The organism is Tunturiibacter gelidiferens (genome assembly GCF_014201335.1).
Classification (GTDB): Bacteria; Acidobacteriota; Terriglobia; order Terriglobales; family Acidobacteriaceae; genus Edaphobacter; species Edaphobacter lichenicola_E.
Map to the genome: position 1 here is coordinate 1 of NZ_JACHEB010000020.1, position 9251 is coordinate 9251.

Annotated in this window: 14 protein-coding genes; 11 read left to right on the forward strand and 3 right to left on the reverse strand. The window is 54.3% G+C overall.

Annotated elements, in window-relative coordinates; genetic code table 11:
- Both HDF14_RS25825 and HDF14_RS25830 read left to right on the forward strand, forming a co-directional pair.
- Nucleotides 1-601, forward strand: a 601-nt coding sequence (locus HDF14_RS25825) for a phage major capsid protein (protein ID WP_183981642.1), incomplete at its 5' end; no start/stop codon positions are given.
- 80 nt (nucleotides 602-681) lie between these two features.
- A complete protein-coding gene (locus HDF14_RS25830) occupies nucleotides 682-1377 on the forward strand; it encodes an HK97 family phage prohead protease (protein WP_183981643.1) in 696 nt (231 codons plus the stop codon).
- Nucleotides 1378-1557: 180 nt separating this feature from the next.
- Here the strand turns inward: HDF14_RS25830 and HDF14_RS25835 are convergent, their stop codons facing one another.
- The 3 genes from HDF14_RS25835 to HDF14_RS25845 form a co-directional block, all read right to left on the reverse strand.
- Complete coding sequence (locus HDF14_RS25835) at nucleotides 1558-1848, reverse strand: hypothetical protein (RefSeq protein ID WP_183981644.1); 291 nt, start codon at nucleotides 1846-1848, stop codon at nucleotides 1558-1560.
- A gap of 642 nt (nucleotides 1849-2490) precedes the next feature.
- Nucleotides 2491-3459 carry a replication protein RepA gene (locus HDF14_RS25840; protein ID WP_183981645.1) on the reverse strand — a complete coding sequence of 323 codons (969 nt, stop codon included), beginning with the start codon at nucleotides 3457-3459 and terminating at the stop codon, nucleotides 2491-2493.
- Nucleotides 3460-3656: 197 nt separating this feature from the next.
- On the reverse strand, nucleotides 3657-4376 hold the full coding sequence (locus HDF14_RS25845; protein ID WP_183981646.1) for a ParA family protein: 720 nt from the start codon (nucleotides 4374-4376) through the stop codon (nucleotides 3657-3659).
- 337 nt (nucleotides 4377-4713) lie between these two features.
- Between HDF14_RS25845 and HDF14_RS25850 the strand changes: the two genes are divergently transcribed.
- From HDF14_RS25850 to HDF14_RS25890, 9 genes are all read left to right on the forward strand, one after another.
- Complete coding sequence (locus HDF14_RS25850) at nucleotides 4714-4905, forward strand: hypothetical protein (RefSeq protein WP_183981647.1); 192 nt, start codon at nucleotides 4714-4716, stop codon at nucleotides 4903-4905.
- Nucleotides 4906-5030: 125 nt separating this feature from the next.
- A complete protein-coding gene (locus HDF14_RS25855; protein ID WP_183981648.1) occupies nucleotides 5031-5780 on the forward strand; it encodes a hypothetical protein in 750 nt (249 codons plus the stop codon).
- 148 nt (nucleotides 5781-5928) lie between these two features.
- Nucleotides 5929-6819 carry a hypothetical protein gene (locus HDF14_RS25860; RefSeq protein WP_183981649.1) on the forward strand — a complete coding sequence of 297 codons (891 nt, stop codon included), beginning with the start codon at nucleotides 5929-5931 and terminating at the stop codon, nucleotides 6817-6819.
- Nucleotides 6809-7018 (forward strand): hypothetical protein, encoded by a 210-nt coding sequence (locus HDF14_RS25865; RefSeq protein WP_183981650.1) that lies wholly within the window; start codon nucleotides 6809-6811, stop codon nucleotides 7016-7018. The genes HDF14_RS25860 and HDF14_RS25865 overlap by 11 nt, the downstream gene beginning before the upstream one ends.
- A 131-nt stretch (nucleotides 7019-7149) precedes the next feature.
- On the forward strand, nucleotides 7150-7605 hold the full coding sequence (locus HDF14_RS25870; protein ID WP_183981651.1) for a P27 family phage terminase small subunit: 456 nt from the start codon (nucleotides 7150-7152) through the stop codon (nucleotides 7603-7605).
- Nucleotides 7590-7826 carry a hypothetical protein gene (locus tag HDF14_RS25875; protein ID WP_183981652.1) on the forward strand — a complete coding sequence of 79 codons (237 nt, stop codon included), beginning with the start codon at nucleotides 7590-7592 and terminating at the stop codon, nucleotides 7824-7826. The genes HDF14_RS25870 and HDF14_RS25875 overlap by 16 nt, the downstream gene beginning before the upstream one ends.
- Nucleotides 7823-8089, forward strand: coding sequence for a hypothetical protein (locus tag HDF14_RS25880; protein ID WP_183981653.1), 267 nt, complete (start codon nucleotides 7823-7825; stop codon nucleotides 8087-8089). The genes HDF14_RS25875 and HDF14_RS25880 overlap by 4 nt, the downstream gene beginning before the upstream one ends.
- Entirely contained in the window at nucleotides 8086-8382 is a 297-nt protein-coding gene (locus HDF14_RS25885) for a hypothetical protein (RefSeq protein ID WP_183981654.1), read from the forward strand. Before HDF14_RS25880 ends, HDF14_RS25885 begins: the two co-directional genes overlap by 4 nt.
- Nucleotides 8383-8554: 172 nt before the next feature.
- Nucleotides 8555-9251, forward strand: a 697-nt coding sequence (locus HDF14_RS25890; RefSeq protein WP_183981655.1) for a phage major capsid protein, incomplete at its 3' end; no start/stop codon positions are given.

Sequence of the window (9251 nt, forward strand, 5' to 3'; positions counted from 1 at the left end):
TCCTGCCACGCGTCAAGTGCTCGACGATCTACCAAGCCTGATGTCAATCATTCAGGGAAGCCTACTTTTCTACATCGACCTTGAAGAAGAGTTGCAGTTGCTTGCAGGGGATGACACCGGGGAGAATTTGCACGGTTTGCTTCCGCAGGCGCAGGCATTCAACCCGTCGCTTCTACACGCCGTCTCCGGATGGACCATGATCGATGTCATCGGCACGGCCATTCAGCAAATCAACACGGCGAAAGAGATCGATCCGACTTTCGTCGTCATCAACACAAACGATTATTGGAAACTTCGTTTGACCAAAGACAGCTTGGGTCGGTACATCCTCGGAGATCCACAGAACACGTCGCGACCGAATATCTTCGGACTCGACCTCGTGTACACGACCAGCATCCCTCAAGGAATTTTCTTGGTGGGTTCAGGCAATCAAGCCGCAACGGAAATTAAAGACCGCATGGAAACCGTCGTGGAAATCTCGACGGAGCATGCAGACTTTTGGACCAGAAATTTAATCGGGGTGAGGGGTGAGCGCCGCCTCTGCTTACTCACCAAGCGGCCGAACAGTTTCGTCTCGGGGACATTTTCGACCAGTCCATAGTGAATAGTGGCACTCGACGCGGAGCCTGTGTTTATGCGGGTTCCGCGCATTCTTCATTAGGCAACCGGAAGGGAGCAAACATGGAACGGCATGATTTTAGTCTCAAGATAAAAAGCATCGACGACGCTGGACAATTCGTCGGACTCGGCGCGGTTTACAACAACGTCGACCTGGGGAACGATGTCATCGATCCCGGCGCATTCAGCCGAACTCTCAGCGCGGGGAAAAAGTTTCCTGTGCTTTGGCAGCATGATCCCTCGAATCCGATTGGACACTGTGTCGTCACCGACGGTCGCGACGGGATTCAGGTCAACGGCGTTTTGGAGCTTTCAGATCCCACCGCAAAAAAGGCGCACACCTTCATGAAGGCTGGAATCGTGAAGGGAATGTCCATTGGTTACGACACCATTCAATCGACCTTCGACGGCGACATTCGCCACCTGAGTGAATTGAAACTTTGGGAGATCAGCGTCGTCACTTTTCCGATGAACGAATCCGCCGTTATCTCTGGGGTGAAGAGTCTCAGCGATGACGACCGGGCCAAACATTTGAAGGCCATCGACGAACACAGAAAGGCCATCGACCGCCATCAGCGGGGAATCCGTATTCACCTGAAGTCGATGCTCGACGGCCTCGACGATGACGACGACGACGCCGACAACAATCCCGCCGATGATCCCGCCATGCTCGAAGGCGACACCGGAGACGACGACAAAGCATTCTTGGTGGAGCTGCAAAAACTCGCTGAACAAGCGGGGGCGCTGTCGACCACGTAAGGGAGTTGAAAAAGTTGTCGGCCTAGGCGCATACTTGCGGCACGCGGTGAGTGCGTGTGCGAGTGCTGAGTGGCCTTCGGGTCGATAGCGAGAGCGAGAGCGAGAGCCGCTTGAATTGAATTGCAAGGCAAGGGAATCAGAGAGCGGTTTACGGGCTGACTGGACCGTGAACCGCTTTTTCTAATTGCGGGTCGATTTCGAGCACAGACGCACAAAGCGTATCTGACTGCTCAGCTTTCCACGGTGGAAGCGATGAACCACTTCCAGTTGTCCGCGCCTAATCAGCGAACGCACCGCTCGACTAAAGGCAGCGGAGAAAGACGCGTCGGGATAGAGGTAAAACTGACGCCACTTCGCTCTCGACAGACCCGGCAAATCCGCAACCTCATCGACATCCAGCTTTGCCGCATCCCCGCCAGATACATACCGGGCAACAATCCGCAGATCGTACACGCCTCTTTCCACTTCCATCCGGGGGCCGAACTTCACTTGGGGTTCCGCTGGAGGATTGACCAAACAATCCAGAATCCCTCGCTGTAATCCACCTAGACCCTTGCTCATAAGAGTTAACTTTAAAGTACTTAACACTTACCGCCACGGTTTGCCGACGACAAATCACATTGTCGTGGGTAATTCTGACCGGCAAACCCTCCGGAAACCGGACAGTTTCGACCCGTCACCGAGTTTCTGAAAAACAAATGCTCTAGGAACGATTTTTTCGGTGCGGAAGGGTGCGAAGCCTCACCGGAACGACGCCGACGCCGTGTAGGTCAATTCTGAGCGATTGCGACCCGGTTTAGGGCAGGATTTGTCGCTCCCAACCCCTGACCTCATTGGGAAGTCTTTGTTTTTGGCTTTTTGGGGTTTTAATTCACATTCGCGGGCTTCATCACTACCGGGAAGTGTTTTAAAAACAACTACCGGAAAGCTTTTAAAACTACCGGTTAAAGACCTACCCACTTATGCGTGGAAAACTGGTACGAATCTACCCACTTATGCGTGGAAAACTCTAAAACCCGCGTCTTTCCTATCTACCCACTTATGCGTGGAAAACTTTTGGGGCAGGAATAAGGCATCTACCCACTTATGCGTAGAAAATCGCTTTGTAATCAGCTAGTTAAAGGCTTTTATCTTGTCGCCGCTGATGATTTTTTCCACCGGGGGTTTTGACTGTCGAAGCTCTAAAACGCCGTTGGAATCGAAGCTCACCTTGGCTTCCCGGTAGACGACTTTTACCTTCGCCAAAGCCTCTCTGAAGTCCTGTCGGAACTTGTAGGGATCGACGTACTCAGAGCCTAGCTGACGCTGCAACGCGAACCATGAAATCCGCGATACCTGATAGTGCGGAATGCGGCACAGACGATGAGCCAGCCAGAAGTACACATCCAACGCCATCGCGGATTGCTGAAGTGCTCGAATCGCGTAGGGTGCGAGCGGCACCGCATGATGTATCAGGGCATCGTAAAACTCACTCGACAGCGTGACCTCTGAAGGCCACAACGTTTGCTGTTTTGGGTTCTTGGGAAACCACAGCTCATGCTTATGAATCATCGGGGCAGGGTTCACCATGAGCACCTTTTCCTCGTTATGCAGGAAAAACTGCACTCGCGCAGCCGACAACCGATTCAGTTGCTCTTTGAACCCGCCGATGCTTCCCGTCTTACCGCCGCTCACTGCGATTCCCATATCTTGCATGAACGCCGACATACTCTCTTTGACGGAGATAACGGGACTCCTTTTGAGTACCGCTTCCGTGCATAGATGCAGCGTGATGAGCCGCGCCTTGGGGCCGTATGGGATGCCTTGCAACTCGCTCTGACGAGTATTTGGATTCCATAACAGGCCGGGGGTGATCGCCAGCTCAGCGTGACCGTTGCTTCGTTTGTAGAAAGGCAACCCTTTGGGGTCGCGATACGGCAAACCGCACTGAGCCATGACGACGTGCAGGTAACTGGGATCTTCCGACTCAGGGCCGAAGATGGCTTCCACATCGACCCATCGACGCATGATTGAGCCATCGCCACGTTTCAGCGACACGGCGTCGCCGTCTTTGTTAGTGCCATGCATTTTTAGAAGTTTCAAATTTTATCCGCCTAAACTTTTACAAGTAGAAAAGTAGAAAACGCTAACTTTTCGGCGCAGTCTTGGCCAACCATTCAATCAAATAATCCTCAACAAACTCGGACATGTCCTTGTCTATCTCCAAATCTTCGAGCCGTCGCCGCACCGCTCTTTTGGTTGTCTTCCGAAGCAGCAACGAAGTTTGTTCAAAGGCGGGATTACTGTTTTTTCCGCGTGGCCTTCCTATCGTGATTATTTCGGCCGTCGGTAAGTCGGGCTGGTTCGTGAGTTGTCGCAAGCCTCCGAACTTCCCGTTCTTTGTTTGTGTGTTTGCCATGATGGGTAATTTCCTTTCCAGCAGATTGATAAGACTTCCACGCACGCTCCGCACGCGCATCTTTTGCGGCATAGACCGGCACGCCATCCGTCGCCGCCTTCTCGAAGGCGACTAGGCGCGGAACCTCAGCAGCAAAAACAGAAATGCCATTTTCGATGAGCATGGCGCGTAATTGCTCGCCATCGGTGCGGGGCTTCGGCTGCACCATCGTCAAGAGCACCCGGTATCGCTCGTTATTTAGTGCGTGGAGCTTCCCGAGCGTAAACGTTAGGCCATCCGTCGCCACCGTCTCAGGAACGGCAGGGATGACCAGCAAATCGCAATTTTGGGCCAAGTCTCTGAAGTCGTCATCAGACGGATTGCCTTCCGTGTCGATGACGACGTGCTGATAGTCGCGAATGTGATTGACCATCTGGGCGTGATTGACGACCTTGAAGGGCAACCCGGCACCGTCGCCGCGTTGACTCCATCTAGTCGCGCTCCGAATAGCATCGCCATCAACCAGCAACGTCGGGGCGAATTGCTGAAAGTACGCCGCCAAGTGGATCGCCGTGGTTGTCTTGCCGACGCCGCCTTTGAAGCTCGTCACGGTGATAATCACACTGGCATCCTTTCGCTGTTTTGAGTCTTCACCTTTTTATACTGATGAAAGTCTGTACAGATAAGTGCACGCCTAGATACCCCCCCGCCACAACCAGCTCGACCGCTAAACCTGTCGACCAGTCGTCACTTTTTTTGTGTGCCTGTCGCAGTTACAGATAATTTGCGCATCGTCGCGACGTTGCCTTTTGCTTTGTGCGACATAGATTATTTCTTTCCAAAAAAGACACTTTGCACCAAGCGCAACGCGCAATAAGTGTCTTTGAAATAAATGAGTTAGACCTCTTTCCATCGGGGCGCATTCGCGCTAGTGTCGGCATACGCGAGGAGCACCGACGATGGCGAAATCAGCGCAGCAGCTCGAAGGCACGTTCTCAGTCGATGAGGTTCACAAACTCATCGGCACCGACAACGTTTCGAAGATTGCGATTTACGACGCGTGCAGGGCAGGCACCATACCTTCGATTCGCATCGGTACACGCGTGCTTGTGCCGAAGGCGTGGCTGATCGACAAGTTGAGCGGGAAATAAGGCTCCCGCCGCACAACGGAAGCCTTCAGGATGAAACCCAATGGATGACCAAAAGATAACACGAAAACCCGCGAACGGCGCAGTCAAAACAGAGACGAAGCCGACGCCACGGAAGCGGGTTCATCATGGCGCTTAGGGGCGTGTTGGATCATCCAAAGTTTGGCGCACTGAAGGGCATTCTGAAGCTCAGCAAGTTCGCGACACTTGGCCTCCTCGAATCTCTCTGGCACTTCACCGCGAGATACACACCAGCAGGAAACATCGGCAAGTACACCGACCTCGAAATCGCTCTCTGGCTGGAATGGCCGGGAGATCCGTCGGCGTTCATCTCCGCATTGGTCGCGTCACGCTGGATCGACACCGACGACCAGTACAGGCTGATTGTTCATGATTGGCCAGACTCCGCCGACGAAGCCGTACACGGACAATTGGCGCGTCGTTTGGAGCGATTCGCAAACGGAGAGTTGCCACGCACGCGACGCCTCAACACTGGCGAACGGAAGAAATACAACGATGCCATCGTTGCCGGGAATGTGATTATTCGAGAACGAATCGTGCCTTCTATTCCTGCAAACACTGTGCAGGGTACTCCGCAGACTAATGCAGGGTCGATGCAGGGTTTAGGCGACGCGACAAAAGTGTTTTCTCCTACCCTGCAAACACACTGCACAACAATTGCAGTGCCTGTACCTGTACCTGTACCTGTACCTGTTCCTGAGCCTGTACCAGTTCATTTAAATACTTATCGCGATAAGACCGCTCACTCTTCTGGCAAAAACGGATTACGTCATCCTTTTTTAGAAATCAGCGGAGTTAAGAAAAACAAAACCCGCGTCGCCGAGAAAGGCTTCGACGATGACGACGACCCGTTTTGATGGACGCCGCATGGAACCACTTTGCGCCGAGTGTCTACGCCGCGCAGCTCACGGCTTCCCGCTCGACTTCTGCTCTGAATGTCTACGACTGTACCGCGCAGCAAGAGCAAACGCACCGACGATTCACCAACAACGACGGGCCTAAAGCATGAAATTGAAGACTCCAAAACACGCGAAGGCGACAAGACGCACACCGCAGCAACTCGACGCCGTGCGCACCGCGATTATGTCCGTGCTGAAGCTCACGCACCCGATGACGTTGCGATCGCTGTTCTATCAGCTCGTCGGTCGTTACACGTTGCCGAAGGTGGAGACGGCATACAAAAACCTTGGGAAGATGCTCTGCAAACTCCGCGAAGCTGGCATCGTGCCGTGGGAATGGGTCATCGACAACACGCGGACCTTTAGCGTGCCGAGTACGTTCAACGGAGTCGGCGCAGGGCTTCGCGCCTTGGCGCAGCAATACCGGCGAGATCCTTGGAAGACTCAGGACTCGACCGTTTACGTGCTCACCGAAAAAGACGGCGTCGCGTCGATTCTGGAACAAGAGACAGAGCCTTATTGCGTGCCTGTCGGCGTCGTGCACGGCTTCGGCTCTCACACCTTTTTGCATGACCTGGCTGTGACGATTGAAGACAGCGGCAAGCCTGCACACATTCTTTACTTCGGCGACCATGACCCGTCGGGCGTCGCTGTTTCGAAAGCAGCGGAGCGTCTGTTGCGCAAGTTCGCACCGCACGCCGAGATTCACTTCGAACGCCTTGCCGTCAACGTCGACCAGATCGCCGAGTACGACCTTCCGACACGACCTTCAAAGAAGTCAGACCGACGAATCAAAAACTTTGTCGGCGAGTCGGTCGAAGTCGACGCGATGCCACCTGATGTCATTCGCACGCTGGGACGCGACGCGATTGAGTCGTTGATTGATTGGGACGCACATCGGGCGACGATGCTCCTCGAGAGCCGCGAGCGTGCGCAGCTCGAAGAGATTGCAGAGAGTTTCGGCAGTGACCGCGAGGGCGACGACGATGGCGAATGATGAAATCACACCGACGAACGTGACCAAACTTTGGGTCTCGCTTCTCGAGCGTGCCGTTGACCGGGCGCAACAGAGCGGCAAGCCGTTCACCATCGAAAGTCTGCTCGACTCGTGCGGCATCTTCCATTGGTCACCACGACGCTCGCAAGCCTTCGCATACGCAACAAAGCTACTCAGCACAACGAAAGGGAAGACGTGAAAAGGAACCCCCGCCACCCCGCCGGCACGACCGCACGATGGCAGGGCACCCAAAATAGCTGACGCATGACGAATTGAGACCATAGGCTTCCGCAGCGAAAAGTTTTCCTTTCAAAAATACGGGGTTTGGATATGACCGCTTTCGACGTATTGAAAATGCCAAAAGACTTGGACCGGGATGCACGCGCAAAGTGGCGAGAGATCACCGAAATGGCGGACCTTCAGCCGCTCGATGCGGAGCTGCTCGCGAACTATTGCCGCACCCACTCGACGCTCATCGACGTGCGGAAACAGAAAAAGATCCAGATCGCCGCGAAGGTCTTTCACACGATGGTCACCGCGAAGAATGGCTCGACCGTCATGCACCCGTTGCTTATCGCCGAGTCGCGACTGATGCAAGCTGGCGGCAGGATGCTTGTGCAGCTCGGTCTCTCTGGCAATGGCAAAAGGCAGGAAGAGATCCGCAAGCCGTCGAAGAGCACGCCGCCACCGGGATTCTTCGGCGATGAGCCGTCGTGGGGCTGGGATATCGAGAAAAAACTATGCAGCGACGTTTTACCAAGCGGAAAAACATGGACGAAACAGTAGGAAGAATATTTTCGGACTACGCAGACCGAGCGTTTCTGGAAGCTATAGACGCGCTGATGACCCTTGCAGTAACCCACCGGCGCATGGAGAACAAAAAGGCGGAACGGGCAACGCTTGACATCGTGTGCTACGCGTTCGAAGAGATGTGCAACGCTGCCAGCGATGCAATTGAAGTGAGAATGTTTGAAAAATGGGAACGGGAACAAGGAGAGACGACGTGAACGAAACAGTAGCGCGGACGAAACTCTTTTTTTTACTTCGGAACCTTCACGACCTCATCAGCCAGCAGCAACAGCAGCTCGACGTCATCGCCGAGAGCCACTTCAAACTATGCGATGTGGCGCGGAACAAGCTCGGCATGGCAGTGGCACCGTCGCCGTCGCCGCCGTCACCGTCGCCGCACGCGGCCATCGTCACAGTGAAGGGCGAAATCGACAAACTGGAACAGCTTTTCAATGAACTGGAAAAGAAGGAAAAACGATGAGTGACACTTCAAACGATGGACTCTCCGAAGAGATGAGGATCGAACTTGGCGAATCGCTGGCAAGTTTGGGGAGCGGCCAAGTGAAGCTGCAAAAGTGGTTCATGGTCGTCGACACGAAGATCCGGCAGCAGGATCAGGTCATCCTCAAACTGGCAACCGATCTTCGCAATACGCACGCGACCGTCGACAGACTCACCGCACAGATCGCCTTACAGCAAAAACTCATTGATAGCCACCAAGGTGAATTTGAGATTTTGAAGATGCGTGAGCAGCAAGGCTGCATCGTTCAATGAACCCACTCACCGAAGACTGAGCGCATAATGAGTGCAGGCGTTACGACCTCCCGCGACCCGCTGATACACAGCACTCGCGTCTGCGACGGTCGTCGCATCATCGCCGCTCCGGGCCGCTCCTCGGCACCTTGGGCAAAATCCCAACCCCAATTTGCAATCGAAGGAGCACGCCATGAGCAGCACACCCACACCCGTTAAGGGAGTCATCGATCCCGAATTAAAAACCGCACTCGCCAACCTGAGTGCTGGCATCGCCGCCGCCGCTCCAGCTTCCAAGCTCCAAGCTCTGCAATCTCAAGTCGATGCAATTGACATACGACTTGCGCAGAAGCATTTCGGGGGTTCCTTCGGCGTCTCGCTGAAGACGATGCTGGAAGAAAACGAAGACGTATCTCGCCTGCTTCGCGACAAGAGGGGCAAGGCGTTCATTAAGTTTCAGGGCGCGGACCAGCTCGCTACGCTACGCGGCAAGAGCATCATCAGTGCGACCGTAGGCGGAACGTCGGAAGGCGACGCGCTGTTGCCTGTTGGAGTCTCGACCTCGGGCGTTCTCCAGATCGACCGCACCGCGGGGATAACGACGGAAGCTCGGCAGAAGTTAAAAATCAGAGACGTTCTAACGGCGACTCCCACAAGTATGGCGGTCGTCGACTTCCTCAAAGTCAGCACGCCGATGTCCATCGCGTCACCCGTACCGGAAGCCTCAACGAAACCAGAAAATCAGTTAGGCTTCACATCGGTCTCTGAGAAGGTTCGCCTCATTGCCACGTGGATTCCTGCCACGCGTCAAGTGCTCGACGATCTACCAAGCCTGATGTCAATCATTCAGGGAAGCCTACTTTTCTACATCGACCTTGAAGAAGAGTTGC

What these genes read in the sequence shown, in the direction of transcription:
- HDF14_RS25830 (WP_183981643.1), top strand. Translation starts at nt 682, where the DNA reads ATGGAACGGCATGATTTTAGTCTCAAGATAAAAAGCATCGACGACGCT.
- HDF14_RS25835 (WP_183981644.1), bottom strand. Translation starts at nt 1,848, where the DNA reads ATGGAAGTGGAAAGAGGCGTGTACGATCTGCGGATTGTTGCCCGGTAT.
- HDF14_RS25850 (WP_183981647.1), top strand. Translation starts at nt 4,714, where the DNA reads ATGGCGAAATCAGCGCAGCAGCTCGAAGGCACGTTCTCAGTCGATGAG.
- HDF14_RS25855 (WP_183981648.1), top strand. Translation starts at nt 5,031, where the DNA reads ATGGCGCTTAGGGGCGTGTTGGATCATCCAAAGTTTGGCGCACTGAAG.
- HDF14_RS25860 (WP_183981649.1), top strand. Translation starts at nt 5,929, where the DNA reads ATGAAATTGAAGACTCCAAAACACGCGAAGGCGACAAGACGCACACCG.
- HDF14_RS25865 (WP_183981650.1), top strand. Translation starts at nt 6,809, where the DNA reads ATGGCGAATGATGAAATCACACCGACGAACGTGACCAAACTTTGGGTC.
- HDF14_RS25870 (WP_183981651.1), top strand. Translation starts at nt 7,150, where the DNA reads ATGACCGCTTTCGACGTATTGAAAATGCCAAAAGACTTGGACCGGGAT.
- HDF14_RS25875 (WP_183981652.1), top strand. Translation starts at nt 7,590, where the DNA reads ATGGACGAAACAGTAGGAAGAATATTTTCGGACTACGCAGACCGAGCG.
- HDF14_RS25885 (WP_183981654.1), top strand. Translation starts at nt 8,086, where the DNA reads ATGAGTGACACTTCAAACGATGGACTCTCCGAAGAGATGAGGATCGAA.